This is a genomic window from Trueperella sp. (assembly GCF_043424875.1).
Classification (GTDB): domain Bacteria; phylum Actinomycetota; class Actinomycetes; order Actinomycetales; family Actinomycetaceae; genus Trueperella.
Window position 1 is genome coordinate 39,026 of sequence record NZ_JBHWPL010000113.1, and the last position, 17,986, is coordinate 57,011.

Sequence of the window (17,986 nt, forward strand, 5' to 3'; positions counted from 1 at the left end):
GAGCTACATTGCTCCGAAAAGGGCGGTTATGGGCACATGCTCGTAACCGCCCTTTTGGTTGCGTCTTCCCGGCCACTCACGTTCCTGGCAACTCACGCCGCCGCGATTGTGCTTCCGATGAAACCTCGAGCGAGAAAGTCGCTCTCGCAAGAGACTCCCACGTAGCCTTAACGGAACACAGCGTAGGAAGGCTGACCAATGGAATACAGACGTTTAGGGAACTCTGGACTCGTCGTGTCGCTGCTCGGATACGGTGCGAACAACCTTGGCCGCGCGGGCACGAAGACCGAAGATCAAGCCGGTGCGGACGCGATTGTCGGCGCGGCACTTGACGCGGGCATCACCTACTTCGATTCTGCCGACGTGTATGGAGCCGAATACGGAATGTCTGAGCGACTGCTCGGCAAGGCCCTCGGGTCACGCCGCGACGAGGCCGTCGTCGCCACGAAGTTTGGCATGCCGCGCTCGAAGCCAGGCGATGACATCGCACGGGGGAGCCGCGCCTACATGCTGCGCACCCTCGAGGGGTCGCTCGAGCGGCTCGGCACCGATTACATCGACCTGTACTACTACCACAGCCCCGACGAGCTGACGCCGCTGGAGGAAACGGTCGACGCGCTGGAGACGGCCGTCGAGCAGGGCAAGGTGCGCTACTACGCGATTTCTAATATGGCAGGGTGGCAGACAGCTGCCACCGCAGAGTTGGCGACGACGGGCCGCCTCGTGGGCACCCAGAGTCACTACAACTTGATCGACCGCCGCGCCGAGCTGGAGATTCTGCCGGCCGCCCGCCACTACGGACTCGGCGTCATTCCCTACTTCCCGCTGGCAGCGGGGTTGCTCACGGGCAAGTACACCGAGGGCAATCCGGGGGACGGCCGCCTCAAGGAAGGCGATCCGAAGATCGAGGCTGCGGATATGGATCAGTTGCGCGCCTACCGTGACTTCTGCGAGGAGCGCGGCTTCGATCAAGCCCAGGTGGCCATCGCGTGGCTCGCGCATCAGGACCCCGTCGCCTCGATTATCGCCGGCGCGACCAAGCCCGAGCAGATTGAGTCGAACGCCGGGGCCGCGGCCATCACGCTCAGCGACGACGACCTCGCCGCCCTCGACGAAATCTTCCCGCCGGCCGAGAAGGTGGCGCTGTTCTAGCGCAACTGTGGTTGCTTTCATGCGCCGTTGTGGTTGCTCTCATGGTGATGAATGGCAGGATTAACGCCGATTTGATCTATTATTGAACGGTGTTGCGTGCAAGGCACGTGTGAAGAAGTGAAGGACGGCAGCCCGTCCCCGAACCCAGGAGAATTGTGAAGCAGAACGTAGAGCACTTGAGCGAAACCCGCGCCAAGCTGAGCGTTGAGGTCCCCGCCAAGGATTTTGAGCCGGAGTACAACAAGGCAGCCAAGGAGCTCGCCAAGCAGGTGGACATCCCCGGATTCCGCCGTGGCAAGGCCCCGCGCCGTGTTGTCGAGTCGAAGATTGGCCGCGGATACATCATCGAGCAGGCCATCAACGACAACCTTGATACCTACTACCAGGCCGCCGTGGCCGAGGCGGGCATCGTGCCGATGTCGCGCCCGGAAGTGGAGATCGACGAGGTTCCGGAGATGACCGGCAAGGGCGATAAGACCGCCCTGAAGTTCACGGTTGAGGTGGACGTGCGCCCCGAGATCTGGATGCCGAACCCGGCAGACTTCGAGGTCGAGGTTCCCGCAGTTGAGGTCTCCGACGACGACGTTCAGTCCGAGCTCGATGCGCTACGCGAGCGCTTCTCCACGCTGACCGACGTCGATCGCAAGGCTAAGGAAGGCGACTACGTCAACATCGATATGGTGGCCACGATCGGCGACGAGAATATCGACGACGTCGCTGGAGTGTCGTACCGCATCGGCGATAACAACATGCTCGACGGCCAGGACGAGGCACTCACGGGTGCCAAGGCTGACGACGTTATCGAGTTCAAGGCAAAGCTCGCCGGAGGCGAGCATGAGGGCGAAGAAGCCGACGTGAAGATTACCGTTCACTCGGTCAAGGAGTCGGTGCTTCCTGAGGCAGACGACGACTTCGCGATGATGGCCTCCGAGTTTGACACGATTGACGAGCTCAAGGACGATCTACGCGAGCAGGCCACGAAGGCCAAGGCCAACAACCAGCTCTCGGGCGCTTACGACGCGCTCGTGTCCCAGCTCGTTGAGGCGTCGGACTTCCCGCTTCCCGAAAGCGTGATCGACGAGGAGATCGCCAACCACCTGCGCAACGAGGGCAAGGAGCCCGGCGACGCGCACGGCGAGGAGATCCGCCCCGACATCGAGGAAGCACTGCGTAACCAGCTCCTCCTCGACACCTACGCCGAGGCATTCAAGGTGGAGGTCTCCCAGCAGGAGCTTCTCGACTTCCTCATCACCCAGGCCCAGATGTACGGCATGGATCCGAACCAGTTCGTTCAGGCTGCCGCTCAGGCCGGCCAGATCAACGCGTTCGCTGGTGAGATGGCTCGCAACAAGGCCGTGATGGCCGCGCTGCGCCTCGCGAAGGTCAAGGACGAGAACGGCAACGAGGTTGACGTCAACGAGATCCTCGGCGAGCAGGCTGAGGGAGAGGTCGTCCCGGAGTTCACGGACAAGCCGAAGAAGTCGGCCAAGAAGTCGGCCAAGAAGGCCGACGCGAAGGATGAGAAGACCAAGGCCGACAAGAAGGCTGACAAGGCTGAGAAGGCTGACGACTTCGATCCTGCCGAGCACACGGTTGACCAGGTGCTCGAGTACGTCGAGAAGGCCGACGACGACGACGAGAAGGCTCGCGTCCTCAAGGCCGAGAAGGCCGGTAAGGCGCGCAAGGGCATCGTCTCGAAGCTCGACTAATTATCGCCACTGCGCGGGGCGTACCAAGAGAACAGGGTGACTGAACTTTTGGTGCGCCCCGTCGCCATTGTCTGTGCCGAGAACGCTTGAGGCCGGGCATGTGCCAACAGCGAAATAGCGCAGAATTCGGGAAGTAATCAACGTGTCAATCGTTAGTATCGATTGAGTGAAAAGGGAGCGCGCCATGCACAGTGCGCGCAGACCTGAAGAATCAGCCCAGCCCGTAAGGGCGAAGGAGGGGGCATGGATATGCCACAAGCAGCTGTCGGCAGCCAGAATCTTGGCCTCGGCGACTCAATTTACAACCGGCTCCTGAAGGAGCGCATCATTTGGCTCGGCGATCAGGTTACTGACGAGCTTGCCAACATGGTCTCCGCTCAGCTTCTCCTGCTGGCCGCAGAGGATCCGGACAAGGACATCTACCTGTACATCAACTCCCCGGGCGGTTCCGTCACGGCGGGTATGGCCATTTTTGACACGATGCAGTACATCAAGCCCGATGTGGCGACGGTGGGCATGGGCCTTGCGGCGTCGATGGGTCAGTTCTTGCTGACCGCAGGCGCGAAGGGCAAGCGCTACATCACCCCGCACACCCGCGTGCTCATGCATCAGCCGCTCGGCGGCGTCGGCGGTACGGCAACCGAGATCCGCATCAATGCAGACCTGATCTTGCAGATGAAGCAGGAGCTGTCGGCCTTGAACGCGAAGCACACAGGCAAGTCGGTGGAGCAGATCCTCGAGGATTCGGACCGCGATAAGTGGTTCACCGCTCCGGAGGCCCTCGAGTACGGCTTCGTTGACCAGATCATCGAGCATTCGTCGTCCGTCGTTGGCGGCGGTGGCGTTGACCGCGGTGCAGCGGCCAAGTCGGACGAGAAGTAGGAGGAGAAGATGATGAACAACAACGGAATGATCCTCCCAGGTGCCGGGGTGTACGCAGCCCATAACGGTGGACCCGCCGGCGGGACGGCGTCGCAGATGCCGTCTAACCGCTACGTCCTGCCGAACTTCGAAGAGCGCACGCCGTATGGCTACAAGCGCCAGGATCCGTACGCGAAGCTGTTTGAGGACCGCATCGTGTTCCTCGGCGTGCAGGTGGACGACGCGTCCGCCGACGACGTCATGGCTCAGCTCCTCGTGCTTGAATCCATCGATCCCGAATCGCCGATCACGATGTACATCAATTCGCCCGGTGGCTCGTTCACTGCGATGACGGCGATCTACGACACGATGCAGTACGTCAAGCCGGAGATTCAGACGGTCTGTCTAGGTCAGGCCGCATCGGCTGCCGCGATCCTGCTGGCCGGCGGTTCGCCGGGTCGTCGTCTGGCTCTGCCCAACGCGCGCGTGCTGATTCATCAGCCTGCGATGCAGGGCGCACAGGGGCAGGCGTCGGATATCGCGATCATCGCAGACGAGATCGACCGCATGAACCAGTGGCTCATCGACACGCTCGCCGAGCACACCGGCCAGGATCCGAAGCAGATCGAGCTCGATATTTCGCGCGACAAGATCCTCTCGGCCGAGCAGGCTAAGGAATACGGCATCGTCGATCAGGTGCTGACCTCGCGTAAAACGAGCCGTCAGCCGATCGAAGGCTAGATGACCTAGGCGTTAGCCAAAGGTGGGGGTGGAATTCATAGCGAATTCCACCCCCACTTCTTGCGCTGGCTCTGCTGCCTGCTCTGACGGCTGCTCCTGTGCCTGTTCCTGTGCCGGCACTTACGCTGGCGGCCCGCTAGACCTCGATAATCTCGACCTCGTGCTCGCGGCAGAGGTCTGTGATGTGTTCAGGCGTGCCCTTTTCCGTGATGATGTAGTCGAATAGGCCGATGTGCGCGGTCCTCACGGGCGCGCGCTTGTCGAACTTCGATAGGTCAGCCAGAAGAATCTTCGTCTTGGCAATGTCTAACATCGCGCGCTTTGTGGATGCGACGTACGTGTGCGGATTGCACAGGTAGCCGCTCGAGATCGCGCTGTCTGACATGAGGCAATAGTCGGCTTCAAATCCGTTGATCGCGTCGGTTGTATTCGCGCCGTAGAAACTATCGGACCACGGGTAGTATTCGCCGCCCACATTATGCAGCGTCACGTGCGGCCGAGAACCGACGAGGCGCAGGACGGCGAGCGAATTGGTAATGATCGGTCGGGGAGCTGTCCGTGACGGCGTCGAGACCGGGCAGAACCGAGGAGGAATCATCCGCAATAATCGAACTGCTCGGCGCGATAATCTCAGCGATCGGCCCCGCAAACGCTTCCTTCGCCGCGCGCGCCTGATCCGCCCGCATTGTGCTCGATAGGTCGGTCATGCTCACCGACGCGGCCGTGACCATGCCCCGATCGAGCTTGACTACACCGGCTGCCTCGAGCAACCCGATATCCCGATAGACGGTCACCAACGAGACATCGAGTTGCTGAGCAAGTGCTTATGGTCCTCCATGGAGGAGCTTTGCATCGCTGGAGGTCCGTAATTGGAATCGGACACGGAGATTCAACGTTTTAAGGTCCTCCATTTGTCTGACGGACCTCCATTGGTTGAATCGTCCTCCATGGAGGAGGTTAAAGAGGGGTTAATGGGCGTGAAGCTCTCGAGTTCCTTCGAATGTGAGGCGGATGCGTCATTGTGTGGTGGTTGCGTGGGCCCCATCGACGCCTGCCCATCGTCGGGGCTCTGCTGTTGCCGGTTGGCGGGCTCTGCTGTTGCCGGTTGGCGGGCTCTGCTGTTGCCGGTTGGCGTGGTTTATGGTCCTCCATGGAGGAGCTTTGCATCGCTGGAGGTCCGTAATTGGAATCGGACACGGAGATTCAACGTTTTAAGGTCCTCCATTTGTCTGATGAACCTCCATTGGTTGAATGGACCTCCATGGAGGAGCTTTCGGCAGCTGCCATCGACGGTTGGCCTGGTTTAGGAACCTCCATTGGTTGAATGGACCTCCATGGAGGAGCTTTGCATCGCTGAAGGTCCGTAATTGGAATCGGACACGGAGATTCAACGATTTAAGGTCCTCCATTTGTCTGACGGACCTCCATTGGTTGAATCGTCCTCCATGGAGGAGCATTCGCCAGGCGTCATCGCTGAGCAAACGGAAAACCCAACCCACCTCCAGCCACCGCTCACCATCGCCGCTCATCACCACCCGCCCCGCCTACCCGCCGATGCGCCATCGCCCACTCACCACCGCGTGCTCACCACTAACTGCTCGCCATCGCCCACCCATCACAGCCCACACCGCCCGCGCGTGGGATGATTCATTCCTCCAGAGGCGTGGCACACTGGAAGACGATGCCTTTTTGGTGTGGAATGGGAAGCAGGTTATGAAAGAGGTTGCACAATGACTCGTACCGCTGACGCGGCAGACATGCTCAAGTGCTCGTTTTGCCAGAAATCCCAGCGCCAGGTCCGCAAACTGATTACGGGCTCGGGCGTCTACATCTGCAATGAGTGCATTGACCTGTGCAACGAGATCATTGAAGAGGAGTTCGGAGCCGAGGCCGAGGCCAAGCCGCTGACCGAGCTGCCCAAGCCGAAGGAAATCTACGATTTCCTCAATGAGTACGTGGTCGGCCAGGACAACGCCAAGCGCACGCTGTCAGTTGCCGTATACAACCACTACAAGCGCATCCGCGCCCAGGATGCCGTTTCGGTGGCCAAGAAGGACGACGATCACGTGGAGATCGGCAAGTCCAACATCCTCCTGATCGGCCCCACGGGCACCGGCAAGACGTACCTCGCGCAGACCCTCGCCAAGATCCTCGATGTGCCATTCGCGATTGCTGACGCGACCGCGCTGACGGAGGCCGGGTACGTGGGCGAGGACGTCGAGAACATTTTGCTCAAGCTCATTCAGGCCGCCGACGACGACGTGGCGCGTGCCGAGCGAGGCATCATTTACATTGACGAGATTGACAAGATCTCGCGCAAGTCGGAAAATCCGTCGATCACCCGAGACGTGTCGGGTGAGGGAGTGCAGCAGGCGCTCCTGAAGATCATCGAAGGAACGGTGGCCGCCGTGCCGCCGCAGGGCGGGCGCAAGCACCCCCAGCAGGACTTTATCGAAATCGACACGTCGAACGTTCTCTTCATCGTGGCCGGAGCCTTCGCTGGCATGGAAGAGATCGTCTCCTCCCGCACGGGCCGCCGGGGTATCGGCTTCGGCTCCGCGTTGCACGAGGCAGAAAAGGCCGCGGAGCTCCTCAAGCAGACGACGCCCGAGGATCTCCACAAGTTCGGCCTCATCCCGGAGCTAGTGGGCCGACTTCCGGTCATCGCAACCGTCGATGACCTGACCGAGGAGGACTTGGTGGAAATCCTCCAGACTCCGCGCAACGCTCTGGCCAAGCAGTACCAGAAGATGTTCGAGCTCGACGGCGTCACGCTCGAGTTCACCGACGACGCCCTGGTCGCGATTGCAGCCGAAGCCATTTCGCGTGGCACGGGCGCTCGCGGTCTGCGCTCCATTCTCGAAAAGCTCCTGAACGAATTGATGTTCGAGCTTCCATCGCGCGACGACGTGGAGAAGGTTTTGATCGACGCCGACGTCGTCGCCGGCACCGGCGAACCGACGCTGGTTTTGAGCAATCGAAAGAATAAGACGGCTTAGGAGCCACCATGACTGAGATGTCAAAGGACGCCCGGCCGGAGTCTGCGATTCCTGAGCAGGAGTCCGCGAATCCTGAGCAGGAGATCCCGCGCGAGCTGGACAACTTCCGCAAGACGATCGATAACCTCGACGCGGCGCTGGTGAACATCTTGGCGGAACGGTTTCGCTGCACCCAGCAGGTGGGCAAGCTAAAGGCTGAGCACGACCTTCCGGCGTCGGACAAGGAGCGCGAGGCGCGCCAAATCGCGCGCTTGCGCAGGCTCGCCGAGGACGCCGAACTTGATCCCGTCTTCGCCGAGAAGTTCCTCAAATTCATCGTGGCCGAAGTTATTCAGCACCACGAACAGATCGCGGCGGAAAAGAAGCAGTAGCGCCAGTGCTAGTAGCGCCAGTGCTAGTGGCGCTACTGCCCGAGAAGCCTACTTGTCGTAGATGCGCTCGATGACCTCCGCGTAGTCCTTGAGGACCGCCGTGCGCTTCACCTTCAGTGAGGGAGTCATGTACCCGTTCTCCACGGTGAAGTCGCCGGAGAGAATCTCGAACTTGCGGATCGACTCCGCGCGCGAAACGTGTTCGTTCGTGCGCTTGATCGCGCGGTCGATGGCCGCGATGATCTGCGGATCGGTGATCGCCTCGGTGGCGGACATGGCCGGAAGTCCGCGGTTGTTGAGGTACTGGGGGAGCGCTTCGGCGTCGATGGTGACGAGCGCCGAGACGAACGGCTTCTGATCGCCCACAACCACAACCTGAGAAATGATCGGGTGCGAACGGAGGCGGTCCTCAAGCTCGGCGGGCGCGACGTTCTTGCCGCCAGCCGTGACGATGATTTCCTTCTTGCGGCCAGTGACCCACACGAAGTCGTCCTCGTCCACGCGGCCGATGTCGCCGGTGCGGAACCAACCATCCTCGGTGAACGCCTCGGCCGTGGCCTCGGGGTTGTTGTGGTACTCCTTGAACACGTGATCGCCCTTGACGAGGATCTCGCCGTCCTCGGCGGCCTTGACGTAGCAGCCGGGGTAGGCCGGTCCAACCGAGCCAAGGCGCGACTTGTGCGTGCGGTTCACGGTGGTCGGAGCGGAGGTCTCGGATAGGCCGTAACCCTCGAGCACTTGGATTCCGGCGCCGGTGAAGAACGCGGCGAGGCGGTTGCCCAGCGGCGCGCCGCCGGAAATCGCGTACCTGACGCGGCCGCCCATGATCTCCTTGATGTTCGAGTACACGATCTTGTCAAACATCTGGCGCTGGGTGACGAGGCGCTTGGACGGGCCTTCCTCGGTCTCGAGTGCGCGCGCGTACTTGATGGCCACCTTGGCAGCCGTGCGGAACATCTTAAGCTTCAAGCCCTTGCCGGCCTTCGCGTCGGCGGCGTTGTAGATCTTCTCAAACACGCGCGGAACGGCGAGCACAAACGTCGGGCGGAAGGACTGCATGTCGGCTACGAGGTTCTTCGTGTCGGGGGAGTAACCCACGGCGCAACCGGCGTACAGCACGACGACGTTAATGAAGCGTGCGAACACGTGCGCCATGGGCAGAAACAGCAGCGTGCTGGCGCCCTTGCGCGAGATGACATCCATGAGGCCCTCGTCGGCGGGGCCGTTGAGAACCACGTGGAGGAGGTTGCGGTGCGTGAGCACGACGCCCTTGGGCCGGCCCGTGGTGCCGGAGGTGTAGATGATCGTCCACACGTCGTCGGCCTTCTGCGCGTCGATGCGGCGATCAATTTCGCTGTCATCTTCGAGCGTTCCGGCGGAGGTGATGCGGCCCTGGGCGTCGTCGGCGATCACGAAGATCTGCTCGAGGATGTCCAGCTTGTCTTTGACGGGCTCGAGCATGGATTCGAGAGCCTGATCGGCGACGACGGCGAAGCGGCAGCCCGCGTCCTCGATGATCCACTCGGCTTGTTCCACGACGGACGTCTCGTAAATCGGCACCGCATAACCACCAGCGAACTGGATGGCGAAGTCGAAGACGGACCATTCGTAGGAGGTCGGAGCCATGATGGCGACTCGATCGCCCGGCTTGAGACCGTAGGCGATGAATCCGCGGGCGAGTGCTCGCACCTCGTCAATGAACTGTGCCCAGGTGACCGAAATCCACTGGGTGCCCATCGACGACTTACGCTTGCAGGCCACCACCTTCGGCATTTCTTGCCCGCGCCTGCGGATGAGGGCAGGCACTGTCATCGATTCGGTGACTTCCATCTTTCCAGGGATGAATGACACGCCTTCTTCGTTGATGTATTCGCTCACGATGCTCCTTCATCATTTTCGATAAACCTACGCTAGCGTAACCACATGCCAACGTGGCGGATTTCTGGCAATAAGTGCCATGAAATCCGCCACGTCAGGAGTGCGAGGTGCCCGATTAGTCCGTCATGAACTCGAAGGCTGTGACCCGCGGCTCGTCCACGTCGGCCTCGGCGAACGTCAATTCGCCGACGACGTGCGCGGCCGATTCGAGCTCGCTACGCACAATTTCGCTCGAGTCGAGCGAGCCTGCCGGGATCTCCAGCGTCACGCTCTGGTAGGGCGTGCGCTGGGAAACCTTTTCCTCGGACTTGACCTTGCGGAGCGCTGCGAGCGCGGAGCCGGCGACGTCGACGAGCGCGGCGTCGCCGTTGGCCTCCCCGAGTTCCTCCACGGTCGGCCAAGGCGCATTGTGGACCGAACCGGTGCGGTACCAGGACCACACCTCCTCGGTTGCATAAGGCAACACCGGCGCGAACAGTCGCAAGAACGCGTCGACGGCCAGATTGAGCGTGACCCGCGCCGAGCGCACCTTGGCCTCGCCGCCGTCAGCCGAGAACTCGCCGTCGCGATCGTAGGCGCGATCCTTGACGAGCTCGAGGTAATCGTCGCAGAACGTCCAGAAGCACGTTTCGGCGAGCTCGAGGGCGCGCGTGTGATCGTAGGACTCGAATGCCGTGGTGGCGCGTTCGATGACGCCGGAGAGCATTGCGAGCATGGCGTGATCGAGCGGCTCGGTGACGGCGCTCGGATCGAGATCCACCGCGGCGTCCCCGCCAGCCATGCCGAGAGCAAACTTCGAAGCGTTGAGGATCTTCATCGCAAGGCGACGCCCGATCTTCATCTGCTGCTCGTCGAAGGCCGCATCCGTTCCGAGGCGAGCGGAGGCTGCCCAGTAGCGGACGGCGTCGGAACCGTGCTGCTCCAGCAGACCCATCGGCGTAACCACGTTGCCCTTGGACTTGGACATCTTCTTGCGGTCCGGATCGAGAATCCAGCCGGAGATCGCGGCGTGCTTCCACGGAAGATCGCCGAACTCGAGGTGTGCTCGAACGATGGTGGAAAAAAGCCACGTGCGGATGATGTCCTGGCCCTGCGGGCGCAGATCCATCGGGTAGACGGCCGAGAACAGGTCCTTGTCTCGCAGCCAGCCACCGGCCACCTGCGGAGACAACGACGAGGTCGCCCACGTATCCATGATGTCCACTTCGCCCACGAAACCGCCCGGCTCACCACGCTGGGACTCGTCGTAGCCCGGGGGCGTATCTGAGGACGGATCCACCGGGAGCATGTCCTCGGTCGGCGTGATGACGGCGTCGTAATCCACGTCGCCGGACTCGGAGACCTTGTACCACAGCGGAATCGGAACGCCGAAGAACCGCTGGCGCGAAATGAGCCAGTCGGAGTTCAGGCCCTCGACCCAGTTGTTGTAGCGCACGCGCATGAAGTCGGGGTGGAACTCGAGTTCCTTGCCGCGCTCGAGGAGGTTCTCGCGCAGATCCTTGCCGTTGGCCTCTTCGTAGGCACGCCCGCCGTTGCGGATGTACCACTGGCGCGAGGTGACGATCTCGAGCGGCTTATCGCCCTTCTCGAAGAAGTTCGTCATGCGCTGGGTCGGCTTCTCCTCGCCGATCATCTCGCCGGTGTCCTTGAGCTTGTCCACGAGGATCTTCCGACCGGTGAAGGTGGTCTTGCCAGCCATGTCCTCGTACGTCTGAACGCCCTGCTCGGAGGTGATCCACTCCGGCGTTTCGTTCAGGAGGCGGCCATCCTTGCCGAGCACGGCGCGCATCGGCAGGTCAAGCTCTCGCCACCACTGCACGTCGGTGAGATCGCCAAATGTACAGCACATCGCGATGCCCGCGCCCTTGTCGATTTCTGCGGCAGGGTGAGCCAGGATCGGGACCTCGACGCCGAACACCGGCGTCGTCGCGCTCTTACCGAACAGGTGCTGGTAGCGCTCGTCGTCCGGGTGGGCGATGAGGGCAACGCACGCCGGCAGGAGCTCGGGGCGGGTGGTCTCGATGGGTACGTCCTCGCCATCGGCGTGGAACACGAGCGTGTGGTAGGCGCCCGGGTACTCGCGGGCTTCAAGTTCAGCCTGCGCGACGGCGGTCTGGAACGTGACGTCCCACAGACCCGGAGCCTGCGCCTGGTAGGCCTCACCGCGCTGAAGGTTGCGGATGAACGCCGTTTGCGCCACGCGCTGCGCGTTCGTGTCGATCGTCTGGTACTGGTGCTTCCAGTCGATCGAGAGCCCGAGTCGGCGCCAGAGCGCTTCGAACTGCTTCTCGTCCTCGGCCGTTAACTTCCAGCACAGCTCGATGAAGTTGCGCCGCGAAATCGGCATCTGATCGGCGTACTTGATCGACTTGCCATCCCCGCCGTCGTGCGGAGGCACGAAATCCTCGACGTAGGGCTTCGACGGATCAACGCGCACGCCGTAGTAATTCTGGACGCGGCGCTCGGTGGGCAGGCCGTTATCGTCCCAGCCCATCGGGTAAAACACGTTGTAGCCGCTCATGCGCTTGTAGCGCGCCACCACGTCGGTGTGCGTGTACGAAAATACGTGACCGACGTGCAGCGAGCCCGAGACGGTGGGCGGGGGCGTATCAATGGAGTACACCTGCTCGCGGGTGGTGTTGGCGTCAAACGTGTAGGTGCTCGACTCTTCCCAAGTCGCACCCCAGCGCTCTTCCAGCCCGTCCAAGTTTGCCTTCTTCGGCACCTGCGTGGATCTACGTAGCGTTTCGTCAGTCATGGGGCCATTCTTCCATGTTCGGCGCGCGGTGCGAACTTTGGTCGGTGTGAAGTGATCCATGCGAAAGGTTCGCGCCGGTTAGGTACTATCACCTAATGGCTCACATCCAAGCTGTCTCCGTTCCCGGCATCCCCACCCTGACCACAGGGGACGATGTCGCAGCCGTCATCGCTCCGCATCTGAATACGGCGGCGTGGCCCGACGGCTACGTGGGCATGCGAGGCGACGACATCGTGGTCATTTCCGGCAAAATCGTTGCGAAAGCGCAGGGGCGCTGGCACAGGTTTGGGGAAGCACCGGACGGCTTTCGCACGCGCGTTGGCATTCCGGACAAGCTTGGTTTGAAAGCTCCCGACGACGTCGATGCGGCAGCCGCCGAGATCCGCCGCGGACTTGCGGCTCGGTTTGGTGGGCGCCCCGGCGTCATCATCGCAGGCTCAGGTTCCGGGCGAGAACCGGGCAGGGGAGTCGTCGATATTGCTCTTGGGTCGGCCGGGTTGGATGTGCTCAATGCAGACGGGGACTCGGTGATTGACGCGATTGCCGCGCTCGCAGGCGTCGTGTCGATGGGCGAACAAAGCTCGCCGGTCGTGGTGGTGCGCGGGGTACCCGAGGTCATGATCTGGGAAGACCTCTAACGCGGGGCGCGCTGAGTTAAGACCCGGCGATCTCGTTATCCCGCGCGATTGCGGCGTTGACGGCGTCGATGACGGCCGGGGTGAAGCCCGCATCCTCCATCGCGATGAGGCCGGCAATTGTGGTTCCGCCTGGGGACGTCACCTGATCGCGCAGCTCGGCGGGCGTGTGCGTATTGAGCGAGTCCAGCACCAGCTGGGCGCTACCGAGTACGGCCTGAGCGGCGATGCGACGCGCCTCGTCGAGCTTGATGCCGTTGGCCAGCGCACCGCGGGCGAGCGCGTCGATATAGGTGTACGTCCACGCCGGCGAGGCGCCCGCGATTGCGGCGAATGCGGGGAAGTCTTTCTCGGGGAGCACGGTGGTTAACCCGACCGCGTCGAAAACCTCGCGGACGGCGGCGAGTTGCTCGGGCGTCGTCGAGTCATTCGCACACAGCGCACTCATTCCGGCACCGATCTGCGAGTTCACATTGGGCATGACGCGCACGAGCGCTGTATCCGCTGGAAGCGCGGACTCCAGCTTGGCAAGGGGTGCTCCAGCCGCAACGGAGACGATGACCCGGCCGACGGCGTCGCTGCCAAGCTCGCTCAGGACGTCGGCCATCTGGTAGGGCTTGACGCCGACGACGATCGTGCCGCCCTCGCCAACGGCGCGCGCGAGCTCGGCGTTCCCCTCGACGAAAGTGACGCCGAAGCCGTCCGCCTGTTCGCGGCCCTTGGCGGCGTTCGTGCGCGTGATGAGGACGTCGCTCGCCTCGAGCGTGCCCGCGCTGAGAACTCCGCGCAAGATTGCAGTATTCATGTTTCCAGTGCCAATAAATCCGAGCATGCCCCTATCCTCGCACACCGGACGCGCCGACGATGTGGAGATCGCGCCCGCCGCGAGTAAGCTACGAAACCGTAGCTAAATGGACGGATTGACCGAAAAGGAGGGAGCCGTGGCGAAGAAGGACGTTGGCGTGAATCTGTGGGCGCTCGTCATGTGGTGCTACCGCGCCGTGATCGTCGGGTTCTCGGGCTGGTACACGTGGAAGGCTTTGAGCGATCTGAACGACTGGAACGTCGTGGTCAACTTCGCCTACCTCACGCAGGTGACCAACGCTGCCGTCCTCGTCTATTACCTCGCATGGGTGGTGAAGGCACTGCTGAATGGCGCACGGCGCACCGCCGATTATTCGGCGGAAATTCGCGGTTTTGTGGTGATGCTCTCGTCGATGGTCGGGCTACTGTTCAACACTTTGCTTGGCCCGGTGGACAGCTGGCATTCGACTGTTGCTCACGTCATCGTGCCCGCGCTCGTGGTGATCGACTGGCTCCTATTCGGCGGCAATCAACACCGGATTCGGCGCTGGGTACCGGCCGCGTGGCTCGTGCCCGTGCTTGTCTACCTCGGTTATTACGTGTGGTACTCGACGTCGGGCGGTTATGCACACCCGTATCCGTTCCTGGATCCGGCGGCCTCTGACTTTGTCGAATGGATCGCCATCCTCTCGGTCTCGTTCCTGACCGGCGCATATCTTGTGTATTTCGTGGGCAAGCTCATCTCGCGTGTTAGGGTGCCGCGTAGATCAACTCGCCACTATTCCTAAGGAGTTCCCATGGCCCGCACAGCACTCGTCACCGGCGCAACCACCGGAATTGGAGCAGCGACAGTCCGCGCCCTTCGCGCCGACGGCTTCGATGTGATCGCCACCGGCCGCCGCGCCGACCGGCTTGAAAAGCTCGCCGACGAGACCGGCTGCCGCTTCATCGCGGGCGATCTCACCAACGATGACGACGTGGCTGCCATCGCCGAATTTGCCGGCGACGTTGATGTGCTGGTCAATAACGCCGGCGGTGCGATCGGCCAAGATCCTGTTGCCGAGGGCAAGATTGAGGACTGGCGCAAGATGTACGAAATCAACGTGCTCGGCTCGTTGCGGATTACCCAGAAGCTCCTGCCGACCATGCGCGAGAGTGGGGGAGACATTGTGTTCATTTCGTCGACGGCGGGCCACGAATCATACCTTGGCGGTGGCGGATACACCGCGGCCAAGCATGCCGAGCGTGAGATCCCCAAGACGTTGCGCCTAGAGCTCGTGGGCGAGCCTGTTCGGATTATCGACATCGGACCGGGACTCGTGAAAACCGAGGAGTTTTCGCTGAACCGCTTTGGCGGGGACGCCGATCGGGCTGACAAGGTGTACGCCGGTGTGGCCGAGCCGCTGGTTGCCGAGGACATCGCGGAGGCGGTGCGCTGGACGGTCTCGCTTCCCAGCCACGTCAACATCGACACGATGATCGTGCGCCCGGTCGCGCAAGCGAATTCCTCCACAGTCGCGCGCGACTAACGCGACTAACACAAGCGCTGGGTGGACGGATTAGTTCTCCGCCGTTAACTCGCCGATTGCGACTCTTGAAGAGTGTGTGTGGATTTGCGGGGTGCTGGGAGCCAGATGTCGCCGTATAGCGAAGATCGGGCTGTCAGCGCCCCGAGATTCGTCGTCTGCCGGGTGTTTTCGAGTTGGCGGCGCAGAATTACCAGGTGGACGTGGACGTTCACCCTCACGAGCCAAACAAACCGCGTGAGATTGAGCGCACCAATGCGGAAATCGCGCGCCCCTGCGTTAGACTTCTTTCTGGCTTTGATCCGGCAATCACCGGGGAGCTTTCGGAAGAACAGTGGACAGCATCGTTGGGTGTAGACCCACTCAGTAGAACCGAACGGATGGACTCGTCATCGTCCCCAATAAGCGGCCTCGCCGGCCCGTGAGCAGGCGTGGCAAGCGAGGTGGTACCGCGGCGGACGTCGCCCTCGCCTAGAAACTTCAGGATAACGCTGGAGGAGTACGAGGCAGGCGTCTCGCACTCCACGAGGAGAGGTACACATGGCCGAGCAGGCGAAATACCCAATGCATCGCCCACAGGACGTCGTTGCGTCCCCGAACTTCCCCGAGCTCGAAAAAGACATTTTGAGCTACTGGGATCAGGACAAGACGTTCCAGGCCTCGATTGATAACCGCACCGGTGAGGAGTTCGTGTTTTACGACGGCCCTCCGTTTGCAAACGGCCTTCCGCACTACGGGCACCTGCTGACCGGCTACGTCAAGGACGTCGTTGCCCGCTACCAGACCCAGCGCGGCAAGCGCGTCGAGCGTGTGTTTGGCTGGGATACCCACGGTCTGCCCGCCGAGCTTGAGGCCGAGCGCATCTTGGGAATTGAAGACAAGTCTGAGATCGAAGAGATGGGCGTCGAAAAGTTCAACGATGCCTGCCGCGCTGGCGTGTTCAAGTACGTCAATGAGTGGGAAGAATACGTTGACCGTCAGGCGCGCTGGGTTGACTTCGAGCACGGCTACTCCACGCTGGAGCCGACCTACATGGAGTCGGTGATCTGGGGATTCAAGCAGCTGTGGGACAAGGGCCTCGTGTACGAGGGTTACCGCGTGCTCCCGTACTGCTGGAACGACCAAACCCCGCTGTCGAACCACGAGCTGAAGATGGACGACGAGGTCTATCAAGACCGTCAGGACACCACGGTCACCGTCGGTCTGCGCATGGAATCCGGCGAACTAGCACTTATTTGGACGACGACGCCGTGGACGCTTCCGGCAAATCTTGCAATCGCCGTCGGCCCCGACGTCGACTACGTGACCGTAGCGCCCGAGGACGGCCCGCTGGCAGGCGAGAAGGTCATTCTCGCCAAGGCCTTGGTCGGCGCCTACGAGAAGGAGTTGGGTGAAAACCCGCCCGTCGTGGCCGAATTCAAGGGAACCGACCTCGAAGGCAAGCGCTACAACCCGATCTTTGATTACTTTAGCCGCGAGAGCGAGCGGCCCGGCCCGAACGCGTGGACCATCCACACGGCCGACTACGTCTCTGTGGACGACGGCACCGGCCTCGTGCACATCGCGCCCTACGGTGAAGAGGATATGTTCGTCCTCAGCGGCGCCGACATCAAGGTGGTCGAAACGGTGGACGCCGCCGGTAAGTTCATGGCGAACACCTCCGACTACGCGGGCCTGAACGTCTTCGACGCGAACCGCCCGATCATCAACGACCTGCGCGATGGCAGCGGATCGCAGGCCCGCATCCCGCTCGACGTGCGCGCGGTGCTCGTGCGCGAGCAGTCCTACGTGCACTCCTACCCGCATTGCTGGCGCTGCCGCAAGCCACTCATCTACAAGCCCGTAACCTCGTGGTTTGTGGCAGTCACTGAATTCCGCGATCGCATGGTCGAACTGAATCAGCAGATCACGTGGCAGCCAGAGCACATCAAGGATGGCATTTTCGGCAATTGGCTCGCGGGCGCTCGCGACTGGTCTATTTCGCGCAACCGCTACTGGGGTACCCCGATTCCGGTGTGGAAGTCGGATGACCCGATGTATCCGCGTATCGACGTTTACGGCTCGTTCGAGGAACTAGAGCGTGACTTTGGACGGCTCCCGGTTGGGCCAGACGGAGAACCAAACCTTCACCGCCCATACATTGACGAACTCACGCGTCCGAACCCCGATGACCCCACCGGCAAGTCCACGATGCGCCGCATCGACGACATCCTCGACGTGTGGTTCGACTCCGGCTCGATGCCCTACGCCCAAGTGCACTACCCGTTCGACAACACCGAATGGTTTGAGAGCCACTACCCGGGTGACTTCATTGTTGAATACATCGGTCAGACGCGCGGCTGGTTCTACACGATGCACGTGCTCGCGACCGCCCTGTTTGACCGGCCAGCATTCACGAGCTGTATTTCCCACGGAATCGTGCTCGGCAACGACGGCCGAAAGGCGTCGAAATCGCTGCGAAACTATCCGGACCCGATGGAGATGTTCCATCAGTATGGTTCGGACGCGGTGCGCTGGATGCTGATGAGTTCCCCGGTTCTGCGCGGCAGTCA

General features: G+C 61.8%; 14 protein-coding genes and 1 pseudogene. 10 read left to right on the plus strand and 5 right to left on the minus strand.

Annotation, left to right across the window (positions count from 1 at the left end):
* Positions 1–198: 198 nt before the first annotated feature.
* The 4 genes from ACHFFR_RS09180 to ACHFFR_RS09195 all read left to right on the plus strand — a co-directional run bounded on the left by ACHFFR_RS09180 (position 199) and on the right by ACHFFR_RS09195 (position 4,463).
* Entirely contained in the window at positions 199–1,152 is a 954-nt protein-coding gene (locus ACHFFR_RS09180) for an aldo/keto reductase (protein ID WP_394263963.1), read from the plus strand.
* Between the two features lie 155 nt (positions 1,153–1,307).
* On the plus strand, positions 1,308–2,861 hold the full coding sequence (tig, locus tag ACHFFR_RS09185) for a trigger factor (protein WP_394263964.1): 1,554 nt from the start codon (positions 1,308–1,310) through the stop codon (positions 2,859–2,861).
* Between the two features lie 249 nt (positions 2,862–3,110).
* Positions 3,111–3,743 carry an ATP-dependent Clp protease proteolytic subunit gene (locus ACHFFR_RS09190; RefSeq protein ID WP_394263975.1) on the plus strand — a complete coding sequence of 211 codons (633 nt, stop codon included), beginning with the start codon at positions 3,111–3,113 and terminating at the stop codon, positions 3,741–3,743.
* A 27-nt stretch (positions 3,744–3,770) separates the two neighbouring features.
* Positions 3,771–4,463, plus strand: coding sequence for an ATP-dependent Clp protease proteolytic subunit (locus ACHFFR_RS09195; protein ID WP_394263976.1), 693 nt, complete (start codon positions 3,771–3,773; stop codon positions 4,461–4,463).
* Between the two features lie 136 nt (positions 4,464–4,599).
* Here ACHFFR_RS09195 and ACHFFR_RS09200 read toward each other — a convergent pair whose 3' ends face one another.
* Together ACHFFR_RS09200 and ACHFFR_RS09205 are read right to left on the minus strand one after the other, a co-directional pair.
* A complete protein-coding gene (locus tag ACHFFR_RS09200) occupies positions 4,600–4,953 on the minus strand; it encodes a hypothetical protein (RefSeq protein WP_394263965.1) in 354 nt (117 codons plus the stop codon).
* A pseudogene (locus ACHFFR_RS09205) lies at positions 4,940–5,275 on the minus strand (hypothetical protein); the annotation flags it as partial. The gene ACHFFR_RS09200 and the pseudogene ACHFFR_RS09205, both read right to left, overlap by 14 nt.
* A 918-nt stretch (positions 5,276–6,193) precedes the next feature.
* On the opposite strand from ACHFFR_RS09205, the gene clpX reads away from it, so the two are divergent.
* Both clpX and ACHFFR_RS09215 read left to right on the plus strand, forming a co-directional pair.
* Positions 6,194–7,462 carry an ATP-dependent Clp protease ATP-binding subunit ClpX gene (clpX, locus tag ACHFFR_RS09210; RefSeq protein WP_394263966.1) on the plus strand — a complete coding sequence of 423 codons (1,269 nt, stop codon included), beginning with the start codon at positions 6,194–6,196 and terminating at the stop codon, positions 7,460–7,462.
* Between the two features lie 17 nt (positions 7,463–7,479).
* Entirely contained in the window at positions 7,480–7,833 is a 354-nt protein-coding gene (locus tag ACHFFR_RS09215; protein WP_394263977.1) for a chorismate mutase, read from the plus strand.
* Between the two features lie 48 nt (positions 7,834–7,881).
* On the opposite strand, the gene ACHFFR_RS09220 is transcribed toward ACHFFR_RS09215, so the two are convergent.
* Positions 7,882–9,711 (minus strand): AMP-dependent synthetase/ligase, encoded by a 1,830-nt coding sequence (locus ACHFFR_RS09220; protein WP_394263967.1) that lies wholly within the window; start codon positions 9,709–9,711, stop codon positions 7,882–7,884.
* A gap of 115 nt (positions 9,712–9,826) precedes the next feature.
* The gene (gene valS / locus ACHFFR_RS09225) at positions 9,827–12,469 is read right to left on the minus strand and encodes a valine--tRNA ligase (protein WP_394263968.1); all 2,643 of its coding nucleotides are present in this window, start codon (positions 12,467–12,469) and stop codon (positions 9,827–9,829) included.
* A gap of 95 nt (positions 12,470–12,564) precedes the next feature.
* Between valS and ACHFFR_RS09230 the strand changes: the two genes are divergently transcribed.
* Positions 12,565–13,107: a coenzyme F420-0:L-glutamate ligase gene (locus ACHFFR_RS09230; protein WP_394263969.1), complete on the plus strand. Its 543-nt coding sequence runs from the start codon at positions 12,565–12,567 to the stop codon at positions 13,105–13,107.
* Between the two features lie 16 nt (positions 13,108–13,123).
* On the opposite strand, the gene proC is transcribed toward ACHFFR_RS09230, so the two are convergent.
* A complete protein-coding gene (gene proC / locus ACHFFR_RS09235) occupies positions 13,124–13,936 on the minus strand; it encodes a pyrroline-5-carboxylate reductase (protein ID WP_394263970.1) in 813 nt (270 codons plus the stop codon).
* Between the two features lie 79 nt (positions 13,937–14,015).
* Between proC and ACHFFR_RS09240 the strand changes: the two genes are divergently transcribed.
* The 3 genes from ACHFFR_RS09240 to ileS all read left to right on the plus strand — a co-directional run.
* Positions 14,016–14,696 carry a hypothetical protein gene (locus ACHFFR_RS09240; protein ID WP_394263971.1) on the plus strand — a complete coding sequence of 227 codons (681 nt, stop codon included), beginning with the start codon at positions 14,016–14,018 and terminating at the stop codon, positions 14,694–14,696.
* Positions 14,697–14,705: 9 nt separating this feature from the next.
* Positions 14,706–15,437 carry an SDR family NAD(P)-dependent oxidoreductase gene (locus tag ACHFFR_RS09245; RefSeq protein ID WP_394263972.1) on the plus strand — a complete coding sequence of 244 codons (732 nt, stop codon included), beginning with the start codon at positions 14,706–14,708 and terminating at the stop codon, positions 15,435–15,437.
* Positions 15,438–15,974: 537 nt separating this feature from the next.
* A partial coding sequence (gene ileS, locus ACHFFR_RS09250) for an isoleucine--tRNA ligase (RefSeq protein WP_394263973.1) occupies positions 15,975–17,986 on the plus strand: 2,012 nt, incomplete at its 3' end.

Excerpts from the sequence above, each read along its gene's own strand:
- ACHFFR_RS09180 (WP_394263963.1), top strand. The coding sequence starts at position 199 with ATGGAATACAGACGTTTAGGGAACTCTGGACTCGTCGTGTCGCTGCTC.
- ACHFFR_RS09190 (WP_394263975.1), top strand. The coding sequence starts at position 3,111 with ATGCCACAAGCAGCTGTCGGCAGCCAGAATCTTGGCCTCGGCGACTCA.
- ACHFFR_RS09195 (WP_394263976.1), top strand. The coding sequence starts at position 3,771 with ATGATCCTCCCAGGTGCCGGGGTGTACGCAGCCCATAACGGTGGACCC.
- clpX (WP_394263966.1), top strand. The coding sequence starts at position 6,194 with ATGACTCGTACCGCTGACGCGGCAGACATGCTCAAGTGCTCGTTTTGC.
- ACHFFR_RS09215 (WP_394263977.1), top strand. The coding sequence starts at position 7,480 with ATGTCAAAGGACGCCCGGCCGGAGTCTGCGATTCCTGAGCAGGAGTCC.
- valS (WP_394263968.1), bottom strand. The coding sequence starts at position 12,469 with ATGACTGACGAAACGCTACGTAGATCCACGCAGGTGCCGAAGAAGGCA.
- ACHFFR_RS09230 (WP_394263969.1), top strand. The coding sequence starts at position 12,565 with ATGGCTCACATCCAAGCTGTCTCCGTTCCCGGCATCCCCACCCTGACC.
- proC (WP_394263970.1), bottom strand. The coding sequence starts at position 13,936 with ATGCTCGGATTTATTGGCACTGGAAACATGAATACTGCAATCTTGCGC.
- ACHFFR_RS09240 (WP_394263971.1), top strand. The coding sequence starts at position 14,016 with ATGGACGGATTGACCGAAAAGGAGGGAGCCGTGGCGAAGAAGGACGTT.
- ACHFFR_RS09245 (WP_394263972.1), top strand. The coding sequence starts at position 14,706 with ATGGCCCGCACAGCACTCGTCACCGGCGCAACCACCGGAATTGGAGCA.